This is a genomic window from Micromonospora sp. CMU55-4, assembly GCF_011602315.1.
In the GTDB taxonomy this organism is placed as follows: Bacteria; Actinomycetota; Actinomycetes; order Mycobacteriales; family Micromonosporaceae; genus Micromonospora; species Micromonospora chalcea.
On the sequence record NZ_JAAOLH010000001.1, the window covers coordinates 179,365 to 202,011 of the forward strand.

At 74.8% G+C, this 22,647-nt stretch carries 17 protein-coding genes; 5 read left to right on the plus strand and 12 right to left on the minus strand.

Features of this window, described 5'->3' with window-relative positions:
* Nucleotides 1–121 precede the first annotated feature (121 nt).
* From mnhG to HA073_RS00860, 7 genes are all read right to left on the minus strand, one after another.
* Complete coding sequence (mnhG, locus tag HA073_RS00830; protein WP_166455486.1) at nucleotides 122–457, minus strand: monovalent cation/H(+) antiporter subunit G; 336 nt, start codon at nucleotides 455–457, stop codon at nucleotides 122–124.
* Nucleotides 454–717 carry a monovalent cation/H+ antiporter complex subunit F gene (locus HA073_RS00835; RefSeq protein ID WP_043325758.1) on the minus strand — a complete coding sequence of 88 codons (264 nt, stop codon included), beginning with the start codon at nucleotides 715–717 and terminating at the stop codon, nucleotides 454–456. The genes mnhG and HA073_RS00835 overlap by 4 nt, the downstream gene beginning before the upstream one ends.
* Entirely contained in the window at nucleotides 714–1,364 is a 651-nt protein-coding gene (locus HA073_RS00840; RefSeq protein ID WP_064447104.1) for a Na+/H+ antiporter subunit E, read from the minus strand. The genes HA073_RS00835 and HA073_RS00840 overlap by 4 nt, the downstream gene beginning before the upstream one ends.
* Nucleotides 1,361–2,866 carry a Na+/H+ antiporter subunit D gene (locus tag HA073_RS00845; RefSeq protein WP_064447103.1) on the minus strand — a complete coding sequence of 502 codons (1,506 nt, stop codon included), beginning with the start codon at nucleotides 2,864–2,866 and terminating at the stop codon, nucleotides 1,361–1,363. The genes HA073_RS00840 and HA073_RS00845 overlap by 4 nt, the downstream gene beginning before the upstream one ends.
* Nucleotides 2,863–3,342 (minus strand): Na(+)/H(+) antiporter subunit C, encoded by a 480-nt coding sequence (locus tag HA073_RS00850; RefSeq protein WP_043325764.1) that lies wholly within the window; start codon nucleotides 3,340–3,342, stop codon nucleotides 2,863–2,865. The genes HA073_RS00845 and HA073_RS00850 overlap by 4 nt, the downstream gene beginning before the upstream one ends.
* On the minus strand, nucleotides 3,339–6,173 hold the full coding sequence (locus HA073_RS00855) for a Na+/H+ antiporter subunit A (RefSeq protein WP_166455487.1): 2,835 nt from the start codon (nucleotides 6,171–6,173) through the stop codon (nucleotides 3,339–3,341). The genes HA073_RS00850 and HA073_RS00855 overlap by 4 nt, the downstream gene beginning before the upstream one ends.
* 233 nt (nucleotides 6,174–6,406) lie before the next feature.
* A complete protein-coding gene (locus HA073_RS00860; protein ID WP_030504176.1) occupies nucleotides 6,407–6,727 on the minus strand; it encodes a hypothetical protein in 321 nt (106 codons plus the stop codon).
* A gap of 178 nt (nucleotides 6,728–6,905) precedes the next feature.
* On the opposite strand from HA073_RS00860, the gene HA073_RS00865 reads away from it, so the two are divergent.
* The 3 genes from HA073_RS00865 to HA073_RS00875 are packed head-to-tail and all read left to right on the plus strand — an operon-like array spanning nucleotide 6,906 to nucleotide 13,021.
* Nucleotides 6,906–11,657, plus strand: a complete 4,752-nt coding sequence (locus HA073_RS00865) for a DEAD/DEAH box helicase (RefSeq protein WP_166455488.1) — start codon at nucleotides 6,906–6,908, stop codon at nucleotides 11,655–11,657.
* A gap of 30 nt (nucleotides 11,658–11,687) precedes the next feature.
* Nucleotides 11,688–12,191, plus strand: a complete 504-nt coding sequence (locus HA073_RS00870; RefSeq protein ID WP_104112925.1) for a GNAT family N-acetyltransferase — start codon at nucleotides 11,688–11,690, stop codon at nucleotides 12,189–12,191.
* Complete coding sequence (locus tag HA073_RS00875) at nucleotides 12,188–13,021, plus strand: S-adenosyl-l-methionine hydroxide adenosyltransferase family protein (RefSeq protein ID WP_166455489.1); 834 nt, start codon at nucleotides 12,188–12,190, stop codon at nucleotides 13,019–13,021. Before HA073_RS00870 ends, HA073_RS00875 begins: the two co-directional genes overlap by 4 nt.
* A gap of 103 nt (nucleotides 13,022–13,124) precedes the next feature.
* Here HA073_RS00875 and HA073_RS00880 read toward each other — a convergent pair whose 3' ends face one another.
* The gene (locus HA073_RS00880; protein ID WP_166455490.1) at nucleotides 13,125–14,375 is read right to left on the minus strand and encodes a hypothetical protein; all 1,251 of its coding nucleotides are present in this window, start codon (nucleotides 14,373–14,375) and stop codon (nucleotides 13,125–13,127) included.
* A gap of 108 nt (nucleotides 14,376–14,483) precedes the next feature.
* Between HA073_RS00880 and HA073_RS00885 the strand changes: the two genes are divergently transcribed.
* Nucleotides 14,484–15,275 (plus strand): Fpg/Nei family DNA glycosylase, encoded by a 792-nt coding sequence (locus HA073_RS00885; protein WP_166455491.1) that lies wholly within the window; start codon nucleotides 14,484–14,486, stop codon nucleotides 15,273–15,275.
* 169 nt (nucleotides 15,276–15,444) lie between these two features.
* Nucleotides 15,445–19,071 (plus strand): multicopper oxidase domain-containing protein, encoded by a 3,627-nt coding sequence (locus HA073_RS00890; protein ID WP_166455492.1) that lies wholly within the window; start codon nucleotides 15,445–15,447, stop codon nucleotides 19,069–19,071.
* Nucleotides 19,072–19,619: 548 nt separating this feature from the next.
* On the opposite strand, the gene HA073_RS00895 is transcribed toward HA073_RS00890, so the two are convergent.
* From HA073_RS00895 to HA073_RS00910, 4 genes are all read right to left on the minus strand, one after another.
* Nucleotides 19,620–20,393 (minus strand): hypothetical protein, encoded by a 774-nt coding sequence (locus HA073_RS00895; protein WP_043325768.1) that lies wholly within the window; start codon nucleotides 20,391–20,393, stop codon nucleotides 19,620–19,622.
* A 16-nt stretch (nucleotides 20,394–20,409) separates the two neighbouring features.
* Complete coding sequence (locus tag HA073_RS00900) at nucleotides 20,410–21,261, minus strand: PspA/IM30 family protein (protein ID WP_030503385.1); 852 nt, start codon at nucleotides 21,259–21,261, stop codon at nucleotides 20,410–20,412.
* Nucleotides 21,262–21,388: 127 nt separating this feature from the next.
* Nucleotides 21,389–21,829 carry a helix-turn-helix domain-containing protein gene (locus tag HA073_RS00905; protein ID WP_043325770.1) on the minus strand — a complete coding sequence of 147 codons (441 nt, stop codon included), beginning with the start codon at nucleotides 21,827–21,829 and terminating at the stop codon, nucleotides 21,389–21,391.
* Between the two features lie 210 nt (nucleotides 21,830–22,039).
* Nucleotides 22,040–22,585, minus strand: coding sequence for a CinA family protein (locus HA073_RS00910; protein ID WP_166455493.1), 546 nt, complete (start codon nucleotides 22,583–22,585; stop codon nucleotides 22,040–22,042).
* Nucleotides 22,586–22,647 lie beyond the last annotated feature (62 nt).

Sequence of the window (22,647 nt, forward strand, 5' to 3'; positions counted from 1 at the left end):
CGGGTATGACCCGGCCGGCTACTGCTGCCCTCCGGGGCAGGAGAGTCGATCATGCGGCCCATTTTATCGGTACCGGCTGGACGTCCGCTGAGGGTGCCGGGAACCCTCCCCCACGTCCGGTTCACCGCCCGGCGAGCTCGTCCACGTCCAGCAGGCTCCGGTCGACCCGGCCGGACCGGTAGGCCGCCCGGCCGATCATCTGCGCCGCCACCGGCGCGGTGGAGAGCTGGAAGATCGCCACCAGGACCAGCATGCCCAGGTCCGAGGGGGTACGCAGACGCAGCGCCAGCCCGGCCAGCAGCAGCAGGACGCCCAGCACCTGCGGCTTGGTGGCCGTGTGCATCCGGTCCAGCACGTCCGGGAAGCGGACCAGCCCGATGCCGGCGATCAGCCCCAGCACCGCCCCGGCCAGCAGCAGCGCTCCACCCGCCCAGTCCGCGACGGCAGCGACGCTCACGATTCACCCCGGACCGCGAAGCGCACCAGCGACACCGAACCGATGAAGCCGAGCAGGGAGAGCACCACGAGCACGGGCAGCGTGGTGGCATGCCGGTTCACGGCGGCCTCCGCCCCCACCGCGGCGAGCATCGCCGTCAGCAGCAGGTCGGCGCCGACGACCCGGTCGAGCAGGGACGGGCCGCGGTAGATGCGGGCCAGGGCGAGCAGCGCGGTGGCCGAGAGCAGCACGGTGAGCGCGACGGCGAGCAGGACTGTCACGGGTGGTTCCTCCGTTCGGCGGGTTCGAGGTCGAGCCGGCGTACCTCGGCGGGAGATCCGATGGCGCGGACGATGCGCCGTTCGACGGCGAGCACACGCTCGCGGCTGCCGGTGATGTCCTCGGGGCCGCGCACGTCGAGCACGTGCACGTAGAGCACGCCCGCGGCCCGGTCGACGTCGATGATCAGCGTGCCCGGCACCAGCGAGATCACCTCGGCGGTGAGCGCCAGGTTGAGGTCGGTACGCACGCGCAGCGGCACCGCGATGATGGCGCCGCGCGGGCGGTAACCGAAGCGCAGCGCCACGGCGGCGACGTGCAGGCTGGCGCTCACCAGCTCCGCGATGAAGGTGATCAGGAAGACCAGCAGCGCGCGGGGGCGGAACCGGCCGCCGAACGTGACCGGCGGCAGCGGGAAGAACAGCAGCACGGCCGCGCCGACCACCAGCCCGGCGATGAGGTTGCCCACTGACACGTCGCCCCACAGCAGCAGCCACGCGGCGACCAGCCAGCCGAGCGCGAGCGCCTGGTCGCGGCGCCGCCCACCCCGGCCCACCACCTGAATCGGCGCGTCGGGCTCGGGCGCGGCCCGGGGTACGCCCGTCGGCTCCCCGGTCGCGCCCCCGCCCGGGGGCAGGTCGTCGGTCATGGCACGTCCCGGGGCAGGACCGCCCGCACGTACGGGGTGCGTTCGCGCAGGTCGGTGGCCGCGTTCGAGGTGACCTGGAACAGCGGCCCGGCCGCCAGCGTGAACAGCACGCCGAGCGCGACCAGGGCGGTGGTGGCGCCGACCATCAGGCCGGGCAGCCGGGCCGGCACGGTGGTGGAGGCCAGCCGGGGCGCCCGCCAGAACGCGATGTTCCACACCCGGGAGGCCGCGTAGAGCGTGAGCAGGCTGGTCAGCGTGCCGGCCCCGACCAGCACGGCGGGCAGCGTCCCGCCCGCCGCCACGCCGGCCTGGAGCAGACCCAGCTTGCCGAGGAAGCCGGAGAACGGCGGGATGCCCGCCAGGTTCATCGCCGGGACGAAGAAGAGCACGCCGAGCATCGGGGCGACCCGCGCCAGCCCGCCGATACGGCGCAGGTCGGTGCTGCCCGCCCGCTCCTCGACCAGGCCGGCGACCAGGAACAGCGTGGTCTGGATGGTGATGTGGTGCACCACGTAGAAGATCGCCCCGGACAGGCCGGCGACGCTGCTCAGCGCCACCCCGAAGATCATGTAACCGATGTGGCTGACCAGCGTGAACGACAGCAGCCGCTTCAGGTCCGACTGGGCCACCGCGCCGAGGATGCCGACCACCATGGTCAGGCCGGCCACCACCATCAGCAGGCCGGCGACCTGGCCGCCGGGGAACAGCAGCGTCTCGGTGCGGATGATCGCGTACACGCCGACCTTGGTGAGCAGGCCGGCGAAGACAGCGGTCACCGGCGCGGGCGCGGTCGGGTAGCTGTCCGGCAACCACGCCGACAGCGGGAACACCGCCGCCTTGATCCCGAACGCGAGCAGCAGCATCAGTTGCAGCGTCAGGCGTACGCCCGACGGCAGCGCGTCCAGCCGGCCGGCGAGCTGCGCCATGTTCAGCGTGCCGGTGGCCGCGTACACCAGCCCCACCGCGGACAGGAACAGCAGCGACGACAGGATGCTGACCACCACGTACGTCGAGCCGGTGCGCAGCCGCACCTCGGTGCCGCCCAGCGTGATCAGCACGAAGCTCGCCGCGAGCAGGATCTCGAAGCCGACGAAGAGGTTGAACAGGTCCCCGGCCAGGAAGGCGTTCGTCACGCCCGCGGTGAGCACCAGGTACGTGGGGTGGTAGATGCTCACCGGCGCGGTCTCGCTGGTCTCCCCCCGGCCCTGGCCGATCGAGTAGAGCAGCACGCACAAGGTCACCGCTGAGGAGACCAGCACCATCAGCGCCGCCAGCTGGTCGGCCACCAGCACGATGCCCACCGGCGCCGGCCAGCCGCCCACCTGCACCACCACCGGCCCGAACCGGTACGCCTCGACCAGCAGCACCGCCGCCACCACCAGGACGCTGGACAGGCAGAGCACGCTTATCGACCGCTGCAGGCGGGGCCGCCCGGACAGCAGGAGGGTGAGCGCCGCGCCGAGCAGCGGCACCACCACCGGCAGCGGCACGAGCCCGCTCATGTCTCACCGTCCCGGCGCAGCCGCCGGCGGGCTGGTTCCGGGTCCACCTGCTCCGGGTCGTCGTCCGGGCCCTCGCCGCCGTGGTCCGCGGTCGACACCTCGTTGCTCTCGGCGAGCCGGACGATCTGCCGGTCCTCCAGGTCGTCCTGCACCTCGTCGTCGCCGCTGGTGTACCAGCTGCGGTACGCGACGGCGAGCAGGAACGCGGTCAGCCCGAACGTGATCACCACTGCGGTGAGCACCATGGCCTGGGGCAGCGCGTCGCTCATCTCACCCTGCGGGGAGGAGCCCACGAACGGTGCGGCGCCGGCTCGCCCGCCGAGCAGGATGAGCAGGTTCACGCCGTTGCCGAGCAGGATGATGCCGAGCAGGATCCGGGTCAGGCTGCGTTCCAGCAGCAACGTGACACCGGCGGCGACGAGCACCCCGACCGCCAGCACCAGCACCAGCGTCGGACCGGCCGCGCCCCTGGTCATGTCGGGCCGTCCCGCTGGACGATCAACCCGCGTCCCGCCTCACCGGCGGCCTCCACGTGCCGGTCCACCTCGGCGCCCAGGCTGCGCAGGATGTCCAGCACCAGCCCGACCACCACCAGGTAGACGCCGATGTCGAAGAAGAGCGACGTGACCAGGTAGAAGTCGCCGATCACCGGCAGCCACAGGCCGACCTTGACGCTCTGCAGCACGTCGCCGGTCAGCGCCAGCCCGAGCACCCCGCTGCCGACCGAGATGCCCAGACCCGCGCCGAGCACGGTGCCGGCCCCGACCGGCGCCGCCTCGGCCAGCTCGTACCGGCCGCCGGCCAGATAGCGCAGGGCCAGCGCGAGGCCCGCCACCAGGCCGCCGGCGAAACCGCCACCGGGGGCGTTGTGCCCGGAGAAGAGCAGGAACAGCGAGAAGATCAGTACGGTGTGGAAGATCAGCCGGGTGACCACCTCGAACACGATCGAGCGCCGCCGCTCCGGCAGCGTCTGCCCGCCGCGCAGCCACACCGTGCGCCGGTCACCGGCGCGCATCGCGACCGGCCGCGGGCGGCGCGGACGCGGCCCGGTGCGGGAACGCTCGTAGATCAGGCTGGCCACACCGGTCGCGGTCACCACGAGCACCGAGATCTCCCCCATGGTGTCCCAGGCCCGGATGTCCACCAGGGTCACGTTCACGACGTTGCGGCCGTACCCCTCGACGAGGGCGAGCTGGGGGAAGTCGGCGGAGATCGACGGCGCCCGGCGCGCGCCGGCCGCGGTCAGCGCCAGGCCGGCCATCACCACGCCGGCGGCGATCCCGATGCCGCGCCGCACCCAGCGGCTGCGGCGCAGCGGACGGGCCGAGAAGCGTTCCGGCAGCCGGCGCAGCACCAGCACGAACACGGCGATCGTGGCGGTCTCCACCAGGAACTGGGTCAGCGCCACGTCCGGCGCGCCGTAGAGGACGAACATCATCGCGGTGCCGTAGCCGGTGACCCCGACCAGCAGCATCGCGGTGAGCCGGCGACGCGCGCCGACCGCGAGCAGCGCGGCCACCGCGATCACCACGGCGACCACGAGCTGGGCCGGGTTGTCCCACACCGCCAGCTCGACCCGCCACGGCGCGGTGGCGAGCATCGCCCCGCCGGGCACGAACACCAGCGCGAGCAGCACCGTACCGAGGTACTGCGGCAGCGAGCCGCGCTGGGTGGCGCCGGTGACCTCGATGGCGAGCCGGTCGAAGCCGTGCGTCACCCACTCGTACCCCTGGTTGCCGCTCACCGGCGAGCGCAGCCGCGCCAGCGCGGGCGCGAGCGGGCCGCGGACCAGGTGCAGCGCCGCGCCGCCGGCCAGCACGAGGGCGGAGAGGCCGAGCGCCGCGGTCGGCCCGTGCCAGAGCGCCAGATGCTCCTCGACCGGTCCGAACAACTCCGCGTACGGCTCGAACAGGCCGCTCAGCCACCCGGCGGCCGGACCGGCGGCGAGCCCGGCCACGGCGAGCAGCGCCGGGGGTACGAGCATCACGGCCGGTGGCCGGGCCACCTCCGTGTCCGCGACGCCGGGCCGGGTCCCGAACGCGCCCCAGACGAACCTGATGCTGTACGCGACGGTGAGCGCGCTGCCGGCCACCAGCACGGCGAGCACGAACGGGTCGCCGGTGAACGCGGCGAGCACCGACTCCTTGGCCACGAACCCCAGCAGCGGCGGCACGCCGGCCATCGAGGCGGCGGCGAGCGTGGCGACGATCGCCAGCAGCGGCGCGGCCCGGCCCACCCCGGACAGGTCCCGCAGGTCACGGGTGCCCGCCTCGTGGTCGAGGATGCCGACGACCAGGAACAGCGCCGCCTTGAACAGCGCGTGCGCCGCCAGCATCGCCACGCCGGCCAGCGCCGCCTTCGGGGTGCCCGCCCCGAACAGCACGGCGAGCAGTCCGAGTTGGCTGACCGTGCCGTACGCCAGCAGCAGCTTCAGGTCGGTCTGCCGCAGCGCCGCCCAGCCGCCCAGGACCAGCGAGAGCAGCCCGGCGACGACGGTGACCGGCCGCCACGGTCCGGCCGCGGCGAGCGCCGGGCCGAGCAGTCCGATGAGGAAGATGCCGGCCTTCACCATCGCCGCCGCGTGCAGGTACGCGCTGACCGGTGTCGGCGCGGCCATCGCCACCGGCAGCCAGGCGTTGAACGGGAACACCGCCGACTTCGCCAGCGCGCCGGCGAGGACGAGCAGCACCGCCAGCGCCAGGTATCCGCCGCCGGGCAGCGGCGCGGACGCCACCGACGACCAGCGGTAGCCGCCCGCGTGGTGACCGAGCATCAGGAACCCGACGAGCATCGCCAGGCCGCCCAGCGTGGTCACGGTGAGCGCCTGCGCGGCCGCCCACCGGCTGGACCGGCGCTCGGTGCTGTGCCCGATCAGCAGGTACGAGAAGACGGTGGTCAGTTCCCAGAAGACGTAGAGCAGCAGCAGGTCGTCGGAGACGACGAGGCCGAGCATCGCCCCGGCGAAGGCGACCATGACGGCGGCGAACCGGGCCAGCCCGACCGACCCGGGCTCGAAGTAGCGGGCGGAGTAGACGAGCACCAGCGCGCCGACGCCACCGACCAGCAGCAGCATCAGCCAGGACAGCGTGGTGACCCGCAGCGCCACGTCGAACTGCAGCTCCGGGATCCACTGGTACGTCTCGACGACCGCGCCGCCGTCGCGTACCGCCCCGGTGTGGGCCGCCGCCCAGACCGCGGTGGCGGCCGGGGCGAGCGCGAGCAGCAGGCAGGCGCGCGGACCCCACCGGCGGACCAGCAGCGGGGCGAGCAGCGCCGCCACCAGGTGCACGATCAGCAGGACGAGCACGCGTACTCCCGGTCGAGGTGACAGCGCGCCGGAACACGCTGGGACACAACCGATCAGACGTCACAACCAACCTCAACCGCGCCCTTTTCCCCAAAAGCCACCCATCTCCCCCCAACCACCCCACCCGCCTTCTCGCGGTGATCAAGGAGTTTGTGTCCGGAGCAGGCTGGTGCGGTGACACGAACTCCTTGATCAACGCGGAGTTCGGGCGCCGGTCAGGTCGGGTGGGCCGGTCAGGACAGGGCGGTGGAGTCCAACTGGCGGGCGGCCCGGTCGACGGCGCGCTGGGCGACCGCGAGGGACCGCAGCGGCAGCCGGGCGTCGCGGCTCTCCCGGCGCTGGACGAAGTAGTGCACGGCGGCCCGCACGCGCGCCCGGTCGGCGGCACTGGAACGGGCGGTGGCGAGGATCATCTCGCGCAGCCGCCGGGCCAGCTCCTCGGCCAGCTCGAGGTCGGGACCGCGCAACCCGGCGCGGAGCGCGGCCAGCCGGCCGTCGACCTGACGGAGGAGCAGGTCGGTGCCGGGCCCGAAGCCTCGTTCCTCGACGGTCATCCACGCCTCCAGCCCACGCCGCATCGCGAGTGAAGTTACTTTATGTTGCAGTGCACAAGCAACCAGTTAAGTAAGACTTAACGGAATAACCACCCATTTCCCTCCCTGAGCGTCGTCGCCGGGACAGATCGCTCCGGCGAGGCGGCCGGATGTCACACCGGCGCGGCAGGATGGGGTCGTGGCGGACGAGGTGACCCGGTCGGGCGGGGTGCTCCAGGAGTTCGGCGCGGCGACCCGGGAGTGGTTCACCGCGGCGTTCGCCGCGCCCACCCCGGCCCAGCAGGGCGCCTGGCACTCGGTGGCCGCCGGGCGCAACGCCCTGGTCGTCGCGCCGACCGGCTCCGGCAAGACGCTCGCGGCCTTCCTCTGGTCACTGGACCGGCTCGCCAAGGAACCGCCGCCGGCCGACCCCCGCCGACGCTGCCGCGTGCTCTACGTCAGCCCGCTCAAGGCGCTCGCCGTCGACGTCGAACGCAACCTGCGCGCCCCGCTCACCGGGATCCGCCAGGCCGCCGCCCGGCTCGGCCTGGCCCCGCCCGACGTCACCGTCGGCATGCGAACCGGGGACACCCCGGCCGACGAGCGCCGCGCCTTCGCCCGCACCCCGCCGGACATCCTCATCACCACGCCCGAGTCCCTGTTCCTGCTGCTCACCTCCGCCGCCCGCGAATCGCTGCGCGGCGTGGACACGGTCATCCTGGACGAGGTGCACGCGGTCGCGGGCACCAAGCGCGGCGCCCACCTCGCGCTGTCCCTGGAACGCCTCGACGCGCTGCTGGAGCGGCCCGCCCAGCGGATCGGGCTCTCCGCCACGGTCCGGCCGATCGACGTGTGCGCCCGCTTCCTCGGCGGTGCCCGCCCGGTCGACGTGGTGCAGCCGCCGGCCGACAAGACCATCGAGGTGAGCGTCCAGGTCCCGGTGGAGGACATGACCCGCCTCGACGAGCAGGAGCCACCGGAGGACGACCTCGGCGGCCTCGCCCCCCGCCGCCCCTCGATCTGGCCGGCCGTCGAGGAACGCGTGTTCTCGCTGATCCGCGCGCACCGGTCCACGATCGTGTTCACCAACTCCCGGCGCAGCGCCGAACGGCTCTGCGCCCGCCTCAACGAGCTGGCCGCCGAGGAGTTGGAGGCGGCGTCCGCCCCGGATGGCAGCCGCGTGGCCCGGGGCGGGGAGCCGGTGCGCGTATCCGATCTGCTGCCCGGCGTCGACGGCCCGCCGGCCGGCGACGAGGCCGGGCTCGACGACGCCGACGGGCTCGGCCCGATGTCCGGCGGCGGGCCGGCCGACGGGAGCCGGGCCCGGCGCGGGGCGGAGGCGTTCGGCGGGCCGGTGGGGCCGGTGCGCGCGCCGCGGCAGCCGGCCGAGGTGATGGCGCAGTCCGGCGCGGCGACCGGGGCGCCGGCGGTGATCGCGCGGGCGCACCACGGCAGCGTGTCCCGGGAGGAGCGCAAGCAGATCGAGGAGGCGCTCAAGTCCGGGCGCCTGCCCGCCGTGGTCGCCACGTCCAGCCTGGAGCTGGGCATCGACATGGGCGCCGTCGACCTGGTGGTGCAGATCGAGGCGCCGCCGAGCGTGGCCGCCGGGCTGCAACGGGTCGGGCGGGCCGGGCACCAGGTGGGCGCGGTCTCGCGCGGCGTCGTCTTCCCCAAGCACCGGGGCGACCTGCTCTCCTGCACGGTGGTGGCCGAGCGGATGGGCGCCGGGGCGATCGAGGAGCTGCACTACCCGCGCAACCCGCTCGACGTGCTGGCCCAGCAGATCGTCGCGATGGTGGCGCTGGAGCCGTGGCGGCTCGGCGACCTGGCCGTGCTGATCCGCCGGGCGGCGCCGTTCGCGGAGCTGCCCGACTCGGCGCTGCACGCGGTGCTCGACATGCTCTCCGGGCGCTACCCGTCCACCGCGTTCGCCGAGCTGCGGCCGCGGCTGGTCTGGGACCGCGCCACCGACGTGCTGACCGGCCGGCCCGGCGCCCAGCGGCTCGCCGTGACCAGCGGCGGCACCATCCCCGACCGGGGCCTGTTCGGGGTCTTCCTGGCCGGCGCCGAGCGGGCCGCCCGGGTGGGTGAGCTGGACGAGGAGATGGTCTACGAGTCCCGGGTGGGTGACGTGTTCCTGCTCGGCTCGTCGTCCTGGCGGATCGAGGAGATCACGCCCGACCGGGTGCTCGTCTCCCCCGCGCCGGGGCAGGCGGCCCGGATGCCGTTCTGGAAGGGCGACCAGCTCGGCCGTCCGGTCGAGCTGGGCCGGGCGATCGGCGCCCGGGTCCGGGCGCTGCTGCGGCAGTCCGACGCCGACGCGGTGGCGGCGCTGCGCGCCGGTGGGCTGGACGACTGGGCCGCCGGCAACCTGATGAACTACCTGCGCGAGCAGAAGGCGGCCACCCGGTCGCTGCCGGACGACCGGACGGTGGTGGTCGAACGGTTCCGCGACGAGCTGGGCGACTGGCGGCTCGCCGTGCACTCGGTGCTCGGCGCGCGCGTCAACGGGCCGTGGGCGCTCGCGATCGGCCGCCGGCTGGCCGAGCGGTACGGCGTGGACGCCCAGGTCATGCCCTCCGACGACGGCATCGTGGTGCGCCTGCCGGACACCGCCGAGACGCCGCCCGGCGCCGACGTGGTCGTGTTCGAGCCGGACGAGATCGCCCAGCTGGTCGAGGAGTCGGTGGGCACGTCCGCGCTGTTCGCATCCCGGTTCCGCGAGTGCGCGGCCCGGTCGCTGCTGCTGCCCCGCCGTGACCCCCGGCGGCGGCAGCCGCTGTGGCAGCAACGCCAGCGGGCCGCGCAACTGCTCGACGTGGCCCGCGAGTACGCCGACTTCCCGGTCACGCTGGAGGCCGCCCGCGAGTGCCTCCAGGACGTCTTCGACCAGCCCGCTCTCGGCGAGCTGATGCGTGACCTGGCTGCCCGCAAGGTACGCCTGGTCGAGGTGGAGTCCGAGCGCCCGTCGCCGTTCGCGCGGTCGCTGCTGTTCGGGTACGTCGGCGCGTTCCTCTACGAGGGCGACGCCCCGCTGGCCGAGCGGCGGGCCGCCGCGCTGGCGCTCGACTCCGGGCTGCTCGGCGAGCTTCTCGGCCGCGTCGACCTGCGGGAACTGCTCGACCCGGAGGTGCTCGCCGAGACCGCCCGCCAACTGCGCTGGCGCACCGAGCAGCGTCGGCCCCGGGACCCGGAGGACGTGGTCGAGCTGCTGCGCGTGGTCGGTGACCTGAGCAGCGCCGAGCTGGCCGAGCGCGGTGTGCCGGAGTCCTGGGCCGACGAGCTGGCGGCGGCCCGGCGCGTCCTGCGGGTCCGGATCGCCGGCGAGGACCGCTGGGTAGTGGTCGAGGACGCCGCCCGGCTGCGCGACGCGCTCGGCGTAGCGCTGCCCGTCGGGGTCGCCGAGGCGTACCTCGCGCCGGTGGCCGATCCGCTCACCGACCTGGTCGCCCGGTACGCCCGCACGCACGGCCCGTTCGCGGCGGCCACCTGCGCGGCCCGGTTCGGGCTCGGCGTGTTCGTGGTGGAGCAGGCGCTGCGGCGGCTCTCGGCGAACGGCCGGGTGGTCTCCGGCGAGTTCGCCCCGGACACGGTGGGCACGCAGTGGTGCGACGCGGAGGTGCTGCGCCTGCTGCGCCGCCGCTCCCTGGCCGCCCTGCGCCGGGAGATCGAACCGGTGCCGCCGCGCGCGCTCGCCACGTTCCTGCCCCGCTGGCAGCAGGTCGGCTCGTCGGCCCGGGGCGTCGAGGCGGTCGCCGCCGTACTCGAACAGTTGCAGGGCGTGAACGTGCCGGCGTCCGCGCTGGAACGCCTGGTGCTGCCCGCCCGGGTCGCCGACTACTCTCCCGCCCAGCTCGACGAGCTGTGCGCCAGTGGTGAGGTGGTGTGGGCCGGCGCGGGCGCGATCTCCGGCGGCGACGGGTGGGTGACGCTCGCGTACGCCGACGTCGCCCCGCTGCTGCTCCCCCCGCCGGACGAGGCGCTGACGCTGACCCCGCTGCACGAATCAGTGCTCGACGCGCTCGCCGACGGGCAGGCGCTGTTCTTCCGGTCGCTCTCCGACCGGGTCGGCGCCACCGACGACGCCGCCCTGTCCGGCGCGGTGTGGGACCTGGTGTGGGCCGGTCACCTCACGAACGACACGCTCGCCCCGTTGCGGGCCGCGCTCGGCGCGGGCGGGGCGCACCGGTCCCGGCCGTCGGCGCCGCGCACCCGCTACCGCCGGCCCGGCCGGGTGGCGCTGCCCAGCCGGGGCGGCCCGCCCACAATGGCCGGTCGCTGGTCCCGGCTGCCCGAACGCGACAGCGACCCCACCCGGCGCGCCGCCGCGCTCGCCGACCTGCTGCTGGAGCGGCACGGCGTGGTGACCCGGGGCGCGGTCGTGGCCGAACAGGTCACCGGTGGTTTCGCCGCCGTCTACCCGGTGCTGTCCGCGCTGGAGGAACGCGGGGCGGCCCGGCGCGGCTACTTCGTGGAAGGGCTGGGCGCGGCACAGTTCGCGGTGCCCGGCGCGGTCGACCGGATCCGGGCGCTCGCCGACGACAGCCAGGGCCGGGGCGGCCCGGCGGTGGTGCTCGCCGCCACCGATCCGGCGAACCCGTACGGCGCGGCGCTGCCCTGGCCCGAGCGCGTGGTCGACTCCGGGGACGGCGCGGCACCGGCCACCGGGCACCGGGCCGGGCGCAAGGCGGGCGCGCTGGTCGTCCTGGTCGGTGGTGACGTGGTGCTCTACGTCGAGCGGGGCGGCCGGACGATCCTGTCGTTCACCGACGACACCGACACGCTCGGCGCGGCCGGCAAGGCGCTCGCCGACGCGGTGCACTCCGGCGCGCTCGGCGCGATCTCGGTGGAACGCGCCGACGGCGAGGCCGTGCACGCGTCCCCGCTGCGCGACGCGCTCACCGCCGCCGGTTTCCGCGCCACCCCGCGCGGCCTGCGGCTGCGCGGCTGACCGCCCGGCCGCCCCGGTTAGGGTGTGCCGGTGGCCTCGATCCGGGTACGCCAGGCGCGCGACGAGGACCGCGCGGCGCTGGCGGCGTTGCACGAACGGGAGTGGGGCGGGCCGATCGTGGTGGTCCACGACACCCGCTACGACCTGCGTGACCTGCCCGCGCTGGTGGCGGTGGACGAGACCGGCGGGTTCGCCGGGGCGCTGGCGTACCGGGTCGACGCCGACGGGCTGGAGGTGGTCAGCCTGGCCGCGGCGGCACCGGGCAACGGCGCGGGCACCGCCCTGCTGGCCGCCGCGCAGGAGACGGCCACCGCCGCCGGGGCGGACCGGATCTGGCTGGTCACGACGAACGACAACCTGGGCGCGCTGCGCTTCTACCAGCGCCGGGGGCTGCGGATCGTCGCTGTGGACGCGGGCGCTGTCGACCGGGCCCGCGCGGTCAAGCCGACGATCCCGGAGGTCGGGGCGGACGGCATCCCGCTGCACGACGAGTTGCGCCTGGCCCGGCGCCTGACCGTGGCGGAGCGGCGATGAGCGGCCCGGTCTCCGCGGGCCAGGGCCGCGCCACGCCGGACGACGTTCCGAGCTGTGTCTCGCTGACCACCGACTACGGGCTGGCCGACGGGTTCGTGGCGGCGTGCCACGGGGTGCTGGCCCGGCTCGCCCCGGCTGTCCGGGTGATCGACGTGACGCACCTGGTGCCGCCGGCCGACGTACGCCGGGGCGCGGCCGTGCTCGCGCAGACAGTGCCGTACCTGCCGTGGGGCGTGCACGTGGCGGTGGTCGATCCGGGTGTCGGCACCGCGCGGCGCGGCATCGCGCTGGCCGCGCCCGGCGGGCTGCTGGTCGGGCCGGACAACGGGCTGCTGCTTCCGGCCGCCGAGGCGCTCGGCGGGGTGAGCGCGGCGGTGGAGCTGACCAACCCGGACTGGCTCGGCCCGGCCGTCTCCCGCACGTTCCACGGGCGGGACGTGTTCGCGCCGGTGGCCGCGCGGCTGGCGCTGGGCGCGCCACTGGCCGGGGCCGGTCCGGCCGTGGATCCGGGCACGCTGGTCCGGCTGCCGGAACCGGTGGTCCGCGCCGAGCCGGGCAGCCTCACCGCCGAGGTGCTGACCGTCGACCACTTCGGCAACGTCCAGCTCGCCGCGCCGGGCACGCTGCTCGACGGCCTGCCGCGGCGGCTGCTGGTGAACGGCCGGGAGGCGGTCCACGGCCGCACGTTCGGCGACGCTCCGCCCGGCGCCCTGGTGGTCTACGTCGACTCCGCCGGCCTGGTCGCCGTAGCGGTGAACACCGGCCGAGCCGCAGAAACCCTCCACACCACCCCCGGCGCCCTCCTCACCCTCACCACCCCCCACCCCTGACCCCCGCGATCTTGCAGTTGGCGCCCCGACACAGAGGACAAATGCCCCACCGAAAGGGCCGAAACTGCAAGATCAACGGGGGTCAGGGGGCGAGAGGGCAGGGTCAGCAGCGGGGGACGGTGCCGCCGTAGATCGAGGACAGGTACGCGTGGCTGACGTAGGTGCCGCCGACCAGGCGGTACCACCTCGTCGTGGTGCGATAGGTACCGGTGATCTTCTGCCCGGTCACGTAGCACTGCACCGGCACCTGGGCGTACGTGGCGGCCAGGCCACGGCTCGCGTACGAGGTGCCCGCCCCGGCGCGCAGGTTCAGCGGCCCGGAGCCGACGATCGCTCGCGCCCCGCCACCTGTCCACAGCAGCGTCACGTCCACCCACGCGTTGTCGGTGAGCCGCAGCCCGTCCCAGAACGTCCCGTCGGCCAGGTCCAGCCCGGCCGGGTTGCGCACGGTGCGTCCGAACTGGTCCAGCCCGCCGTTGTAGTTGCTCTGGTACGCCGCCTGGGCCTCGGGCCGCCCGCGCGGCAGGTCCTTCCAGTTCTCCCGGATCGACGACGGGTTCCACCAGTCGTCGCGGGTGTTCCACGGGCCGACGTCCCAGACCGGGGCGTACTCGCAGCGGCTTCCGCTGGTGGTGCAGACCTTGACCGTGTAGTCGCCGGTGCCACGCGGGGACAGTCCGCGCCGGCTGGGCAGCGCCGCGAAGTGGTCCCGGGCGCGTACGGTGTGCCCGTTCGCGGTGGTGCCGCCGACCAGGCCGATCCGGGTCGCGTACACCCGGTAGGTGAGCGGGGCGGCCGGCTGGACCGCCGTGGTGGCGGCCGAGTCGGCGGCGAGCGTCAGCCCGGTGACTGTGGCCTCCGAGGCGGCGTCCCGGGTGGTCAGCACGACGCGCGCCTGCACCCGGCGGACCGGTTCGTCGAACACGGCCTCGGCGGCGTCGCGCCACTCGGTCCAGCCCCGGGCGCGCCAGCCGCGCACCTGGGCCACCGCCGTACCCCCGTCGCCGGTGCGGGCGGTGAGCCGGGCGCGTACCCGGGTGGCGGGCCGGTCCAGGACGCGCGGCGCGGAGAGCAGGATGCCCTCGGCGACCGGACCGCCCACGGCGGCCGGGCGGGTGCGGGCGGAGGGGCGGGGATCGGCCAGCCGGAGGCGGCCGGAACGCCAGGCGACGTTGACGTCGTCGCCACCGGCGACGGCGAGGTCGACGGACCAGCGTTCGGGGTCGGGCGCGCCGGCGCGAGCCGGCACGGCGGTGGACGGGTGCGCGGCCGACGCGGGCGTGCCGGGCAGTCCGGCGGCCACGGTGAGCAGGGCAGTCAGGGCGACGACGATACGACGTCCGGAATGAGCCATCAGCATTCTCCTCAGAACCCCCTGATCGTTGCGTTTCCGCTGATCAAGTGGAACCTCAGTACAAATGGCGACACATGCGAATTCTGTTCGGTAGGGAACAATGGCGGAGTGCCCGAAGGCGACACCGTCTGGAACACCGCGCGCGTCCTGGATCGCGCGCTGGCCGGGGCCCGGCTCACCGGGTCCGACTTCCGCGTGCCGCAGCTCGCCGCCACCGACCTGACCGGCTGGACCGTGCGCGAGTCGGCCAGCCGGGGCAAACACCTGCTGCTGCGCCTCACCGCGCCCACCGCAGCGCAGTGGACGCTGCACTCGCACCTGCGGATGGACGGCGCATGGCGCGCGTACACCCCGGGTGAGCGCTGGACGGCGCGGCCGGCGCACCTGATCCGCGTGGTGCTCCGCTCCCCCGGCGCGGTCGCCGTCGGCTACCACCTGCACGAGCTGGCGCTGGTGCCGACGGCCGAGGAGCTGTCGCTCGTCGGTCACCTCGGCCCGGACCTGCTCGGCCCGGACTGGGACGCCGACGAGGCGGTACGCCGCCTCGCGGCCGAGCCGGAACGCACCATCGGTGAGGCGCTGCTCGACCAGCGCAACCTCGCCGGGGTGGGCAACCTCTACAAGTGCGAGGTGCTGTTCCTGCGCGGGGTGTCCCCGTGGACGCCGGTGGGCGCGGTGCCGGACCTGCCGGGCACCGTCGCGCTGGCGCAGCGGCTGCTCACGGCGAACCGGGGCCGCTGGACGCAGAGCACGACCGGGGTGCTGCGCCGGGGCGGGACCAGCTACGTCTACGGCCGCCGGGCCCAGCCGTGCCGGCGCTGCGGGACGGCCATCCGCAAGGAGGAGCTGGGCGAACGGGTCACCTACTGGTGCCCGGTCTGCCAGCCCGACCGTTCCTGACGTGGAACTTCCACGAAACGCCAAAGATCGCCGAGATAGGGACGATTGGGTACTTCCGTCCCACCGCCGTGGCGTCGCATGCTGCGATTGACCGCTCACCGATCGTCAGCAGCGCGTACGCCCGCCACGCCGGGGTGTCGGCCGGCGCGCCCCGACCCCGGGGAGAGCCATGGTGCTGTTCCGCAGACTCCGGCCGGGACGGCCGGACCGGGCCGGAGTCGCCGAGGAGACCGCGTTCGCCGGTTCCGCGGCGCGGGGCGTTCCCGCCGCGCGCGCCGGCGACGACGAGCCGGGGGCCACCCCGGCGAGCCTGGACCCGGCCGCCGTCCCGCGCCTGTTCGGCCCCGTGCCGAACACCGCCGCCAGCCCGCTGCCCACGCTCGACGCCGACGGCCGCCCGGCGCCGGGCACCGGCATCCGCAAGTTCGTCGACCCGCTGCCGCTACCAGGGCAGCCCGCCACCGACGGGCTCGGCGCCCGCCTGCCGGTAGCGGTCCCGGACACCATCACCTGGCCGGGCTGCGACTACTACGAGATCGGCCTCCAGGAGTACGCGCAGCGCCTGCACCGCGACCTGCCGGCCACCCGGCTGCGCGGCTACCGGCAGCTCAACCTGGGCACCGACGCCGCCGGCCACAACACGGTCAGCCCACCGGACCGCCCCTGGCACCTCGGCCCGATGATCGTCGCGCGGCGGGGCCGCCCGGTCCGGATCAAGTTCATCAACCAGCTCCCCACCGGACGGGCGGGCGAGCTGTTCCTGCCGGTGGACGAGACCGTCGACGGGGCCGGCGCCGGCCCGCTGGACGGTCCCGCGCCGTACCCGCAGAACCGGGCCGTGCCGCACCTGTCCGGCGCGCAGACCGGGTGGATCAGCGCCGGCAACCCGTGGCAGTGGGTGACCCCGGCCGGCGAGATCACCCCGTACCCGGCCGGGGTGGGTGTCACCCCGGTGCCGGACATGCCGCCGCCCGGCGCGGGCGCCACCACGCTGTACTTCCCGAACGAGCAGAGCGGCCGGCTGATGTGGCTGCACGACAACACGCTCGGCCTGTCCCGGCTCACCGTCTACTCCGGGCAGATCGCGCTGTACCTGCTCACCGACCCCGCCGAGGACCGCCTCGTGGACGACGGCGTGCTGCCCGCGGAACAGTTCCCGCTGGTGATCGAGGACAAGACGTTCGTACCCGACGACGCGCAACTCGCCGCCCAGGACCCGACCTGGGACCGGGACCGCTGGGGCGCCAAGGGCAGCCTCTGGCACCCGCACGTCTACCAGCCCCGGCAGAACCCGTACCGGATCACCGGCGGCAACCCCACCGGCCGCTGGGACTACGGCCCGTGGACCCACGACCCGGACGGCGGGGCCAGCCCGTGGGTCGCCCCGGTGCCGAACCCGCACCACGACCCCGACGCCGACCCGGACGAGCCGCCGCTGGCGCCCGCCGTGCCGCACCCGTCGGCGGTGCCCGAGGCGTACGGGGACACCCCGCTCGTCAACGGCGTGGCCTACCCGTACCTGGAGGTCGCCCCGCGCGCGTACCGGTTCCGGATCCTCAACGCCTGCGCGGACCGGGCGCTGAACCTGCAGCTCTACCGGGCCGCCTCGGACGGCCCGATGTGGGCCGACGACGGCAGCCCGGCCGACCCGGACGCCGGCGAGGTGCCGATGGTCGAGGCGGTACGCGCGCCCGGGCGGCCCGCGTACTGGCCGGTGGACGGGCGCGACGGCGGCGTGCCCGACCCGGCCGCCGCCGGACCCGACCTGATCCAGATAGGCAACGAGAGCGGCCTGCTCCCCGCCCCGGTGGTGCTCGCCAACCGGCCGGTGGACTACCGCTACGACAGGCAGGACCCGACGGTGCTCAATGTGGACGGCCACGCGCTGCTGCTGGCCCCCGGCGAGCGGGCCGACGTGATCGTGGACTTCGCCACCGTGCCGCCGGGCAGCACGCTGATCCTCTACAACGACTGCCCCGCGCCGCTGCCCCGGTTCGACACGCGCTACGACCACCACACCGGCGCGCCCGACCGGACCGGCTCGGGCGGGCTGCCGCCGACCCGGCCCGGGTACGGCCCGAACACCCGAACGCTGCTCCAGATCCGGGTCACCGGCAGCCCTGCGCAGCCGTACGACACGCGCCGGCTCGCCGACCGGCTGCCCGGGGCGTACGCGCACAGCCAGCCGCCGCCGATCGTGCCGCAACCGGCGTACGACGCCGCGTTCGGCACCCACACCCCGCGTCCGACGCTCGTCGGCGCGCGGGACGGCTCGGTCACGTTCACCCCGCCCGGCGCGGCGACCCCGGTCACGCTGCCGCTGGCGGTGAAGTCGGTCGGGCAGGTGTTCGAGCCCCGGCACGGCCGCGCGGTGGGCCGGCTCGGCGTCGGCCACCCGGTCAGCGGGCCGCTGCTGCCGGCCACGCTGCCGCTGGGCCCGGTGGAACCCGCCACCGAGGTGCTGCACGCCACCGACCCGGCCGTGCCGGTCGGCGCGCCGGGCGACGGCACACAACTGTGGCGGATCGTCGGCGACGCGCCGCGCACCCATCCGGTGCACATCGAGGGCTGCGACGTGCAACTGGTCAACCGGGTCGGCTGGGACGGCACGCTGCGCCCGCCCGAGCCGGGCGAGCTGGGCTGGAAGGACACCGTCCGGGTCAACCCCCGGGAGGACGTCGTGGTGGCGCTGCGTCCCGTACCGCCGCCCCTGCCGTTCAAGATCAGCGATAGCGTACGGCTGCTCGACCCGTCCCGGCCCGCCGGCGCGCGGCTGGACGCGAGCCCGGTCAGCCCGGCCGACGGCCGCCCCGCCACGGTGGTCAACCAACTCGTCAACCTGGGCTGGGAGTACCGCTGGCAGACCCGCTCGGCGGGACTGCGCGACCAGGGCATGAGCCGTCCGCTGGTGCTGCGGGTGGCACCCAAGGCGCCCACCGGGCTGACCGCCACCCCGGCGCCCGGCAGCGCCACCGCGCTGCCCGCCATCGCGCTGACCTGGACCGGCAACGGCAGCCGCCCGGTGCCCACCAGCCACCTGCTGCAACGCGCCACCGACAGCGCCTTCACCGCCGGGCTGACCGAGATCACCGTGGCCGCCACCGCGACCCGCTACACCGACGCGACAGTCACCCCCGGCGTCACCTACCACTACCGGATCCGCGCCGAGAACGCGGTGAGCTGCTCGTCCTGGTCGAATGCCGTACCGGCGGCGGTGCGTCTGGCCGCGCCGGCCCGGCTCACCGCGGCGGTGCCGCCGACCGCGCCGCTGCGGGTGGCGCTGCGCTGGGCGAACCACTCCTTCGCCACCGGTGTGGACGTGCAGCGCGCCACCAACCCGACGTTCAGCAGCGGCCCGGGGACCACTGCCATCGCCGTGGGCGAGAACCACGTGGACCCGGCCGTCGCGCCGGACACCACGTACTACTACCGGGTACGCACGACGTACCTCGGCGCGGCGTCCCCCTGGTCGACAGTGGCCCGGGTGACCACCCCGGCCCGGCCGACGACGCCCACGGCGGTGAGCGTCATCGCGAGCGCGCCGGGACCGGACACCGCCACCGTGACGCTGAGCTGGTCGGCCGAGACGCCGGCCGGACCGGGCGCCGGCTTCATCGTGCAGCGCGCCACCGACGCCGCGTTCACCAGGGAGCCGGCCACGTTCCGCGTCACCGGCCGCGGCTTCACCAACACCGGCCTGGCGCGCTCCACCACCTACTACTACCGAGTACGCACGACGAACGTGGTTGGCACGTCCCCCTGGACTCCACCAACCCCCATAACCACCCCCACCTAGCCCTCCCTCTCAGGGTCGATCATGAAGTTGACGGCAGTTTCCGAGATCAACAACACCGCCAACCTCATGATCACCGGGGCGAGCGGGAGCAACACCCTGCGCTCACCCCGACACGGTCCGGTCCGCCTCGGTCGACAACCCCGCCCGTTGATCAAGGAGTTTGTGTCCATTTCCCGCCCTCCACAGGACACGAACTCCTTGATCACCGGCCCACAGGCACGAGGGTCAAAGCACGGGAAAGGAAGCCCGCCCTAGCCGAACGAGGGCCGCACGATCATGAGGTTGACGGCGGAATCCGAGATCAACAACACCGCCAACCTCATGATCACCGGCGCTGGCGGGGCGATGGGCGGGTGTGGGGGTGCCTGACCGCGAGTTGCCCGCCCGGGCGGCCCGACGCCCTCCGCCCGCCCCCTGTCCGCGCCGTTGATCAAGGAGGTGGTGTACGGATTCGGCCCGCCTCAGGACACAAACTCCTTGATCAACGCGCGGGACGACAATCGCGCGGGACGATCAGCGCGCGGGGGATCGGCGTGCGGCGGGGGCGGTCAGCGGCCGGGCTGGGGGGCTCGGAGGGGGGTGCGGAGTTCGGCCAGGGCGGAGGCCACCCCGTGCAGCAGGTCGGTGGCCTCGGTCAGCCGCGCGGCGGCCGGGTGCGCGGTGTCGGGACGGGCGTCCTCGGCTACGTAGCCGGCGGCGGCCACCACCAGCCGCTCGTACGCGGCCACCCCGTCCTCCAACTGCGCCACCAGCGTGGCGTGCACCTCGTCCAGCGTGCTCTGCGGGGTCAGCTTCGCCGCGCGTTCCACGCCCGCGACCCGGTTCGCCAGCTCACGCAGGGAGCGATCGGCCTCGGCCGCCTCCCGGACCGCCGGCTCGGCCAGCCCGGTCAGCCGTCCGGCGAGCCCGGCCAGGGTGAGCGCGGCCCGGTCCAGCCGTGCCCACGGCTCGGCCGCGGCGGTGCCGCGCAGCGCCATGCGGGAGCGGACCCGGCGTACCTCGGCCAGGACACCCGGCCCGACGGGCAGCCGCTCGACGGCGGCGACCAGCCGGGCGCGGGAGCGGGCGGCGGCCTCCGCCGGGTCGAGCGCGGGCGGCGCCGGCACTGCTGCGAGCGCCCGGTGGTCGGCCCAGCGCCAGGCGGCGATCGCGATGGCGCTGCCCGCGGCACCGGCCCAGGCCGCGTCCGGCAGGCCCAGTCCGGCGTACGGGGTGAGCACCGCCGCGGCGCCGCCGAGCCCGCCGGCCAGCACGCTCCACCGTCGCGCCGAGTTGCGCAGCCTGCGCAACCTGCGGAAGTGTCGGGCCCGTTCGTCCGCCATGGTGTCCGCCCCTCCGTCAGCCGGTCGTGCTCTCCCCGGTACCGCGTTCCCGGCTCATGCTGGCCCGGATCTCGTCGAGCCGGGCGGCGGCGGCCGGGTCGGCCGGCTGCCCGACGGCGGGGGTCTCCTGCCGGCCACCGAGCTGCTCGCCGGCCATGCTCGACCGGATCTGTTCCAGTCTCGCCGATCCGGCCGAGTCGAGCGTGGCCTTCTGGATCTCCAGCATCCGGCCCTCGACCGAGTTGCCGGCCAGCTCGGCGCGGCCCATGGCGGTGGCGTAGCGGCGTTCGATCCGGTCGCGGACCTCGTCGAGCGACGGGGTGTTGGCGGGCGCGGTGAGCGACGACATCGACTCCAGCGAGCGGGCCACGCTCTCCTGCATCTTGGCCTGCTCCAGCTGGCTGAGCAGCTTGGTGCGCTCGGCCAGCTTCTGCTGGAGGATCATCGAGTTGTTCTCGACCGCCCTGCGGGCCTGGGCGGCCGCGCCGAGCGCCTGGTCGTGCAGCGTCTTGAGGTCCTCCAGGGCCTGCTCGGCGGAGACCAGCTGGGTGGCCAGCATCTGGGCGGTCTGCTCGTAGCGCCCGGCCTCGGCCTCGTCGCCCCGGCCCCGGGCCTGGTCGGCCACTGCGAGCGCCTGCCGCGCGTTGCCCTGGAGCTGTTCCACCTCGGTCATCTGCCGGGACAGCTTCATCTCCAGCTGGCGCTGGTTGCCGATCACCGCGGCCGCCTGCTGCACCAGCGCCTGGTGCTGGCGCTGCGCCTCCTCGACGGCCTGCTGGATCTGCACCTTCGGATCGGCGTGCTCGTCGATCTTCGCGCCGAAGAGCGCCATCAGGTATTTCCAACCCTTGACGAACGGGTTAGCCATCTCCGCCTCGTCCCCTCAGTAGCGTCGCGCCTACATCGTTCCAGCCGGACGCCACTCCGGCACCCGTACGCTCCTGATCAACAGTACGACGCGGACGCCAGCACCGCCCACGACGCGACAGCCGGGGTCAGGCGGCGCAGACCACGTCCCGCTCCGCGGGGCGTACCCGGGTGCTGCGCAGCGTGGCCTTGAGCGGCGAGTCCTGCCGGACCTGGACGGCGACCGCGCCGTCGGTGGTGACCTGCCGGACACCGCGGTTGGTCGCCTTACGCACGGCGGCCGTGGCCACCGGGGCCGGCTCGTCGGCCACCGGGACCAGCACGCCGGGCATCTGCTCGGCGAGGGCGACGGTGTCGCTCACCTCGCGCAGCAGTTCCGACAGGCGGGCGCCGAGCGCGTCGCAGATGGCGGCCAGCAGCTCGCTCGACGGTTCCTTCTGGCCGCGTTCGATCTCGGACAGGTAGCCCAGGCTGACGTTGGCGGCGGACGACACCTCGCGGAGGGTGCGGTGCTGCCCCTGCCTGCGTGTCCGCAGCGCGTCACCGATCACCCGGCGTAGCAGGACCATCGCACCTCCCCCTGGACGGGACCACCATGCCCGGCCGAGCCGCGCCGGGCACCGGACGCGGAGACCGCTCCGGCGCCGACGGCGACCGTCGGAGCCTTCCCGCAACCGTACCCGTTGGTTGCCACGACGACATCCCACCCCGCCTCTGAAAATCCGTGCGGATCGGCCGGCCGGCGGGCCCGCGGCCGGGCGTGTCGGCGCCGGGCCGGCTCATCGGGGGCCGACCCCCGCCGCCTCGGTGGCGTCGGCGTCCTCGGGGAGCTGGATGCGGTCGGCGAGCAGCCGCAGCGCCTCGATCACCACGGCCGAGCGGATGTGGTCGCGGCCGCCGTCGAGGTCGAGCCGGCGCACCTGCGTGCCGTCCGGCCCGGCGACCGCCACGTAGACCAGGCCGACCGGCTTGCCGTCCTGCGGCTCCGGCCCGGCGACGCCGGTGGTGGCCAGGCCCCAGTCCGCGCCGCACCGCTGCCGTCCGCCCTCGGCCAGGGCGGCGGCCACGTCGGGATCGACCGGGCCACGCTCGGCCAGCAGGTCCTCCGGTACGCCGGCGAGCGTCGCCTTGAGTTCGGTGGCGTAGACCACCATGCCGCCCCGGTAGATCGAGCTGACCCCGGCGATCTCCACGACCGCCGCGGCGAGCAGCCCGCCGGTCAGCGACTCGACGGTGGCCAGCGTCTGGCCGCACTCGTGCAGGCGGTGCACGACGGAGGCCGCCGGGTTGCCGGCGGGCCGCTGGTGTCTCTCGTCGGTGTCCATGCCCGCCCTCTCTTCCCGCGCCAGGGCGGCTTACTCTTCGGCCGCCCGGAGCGACGAGCCGG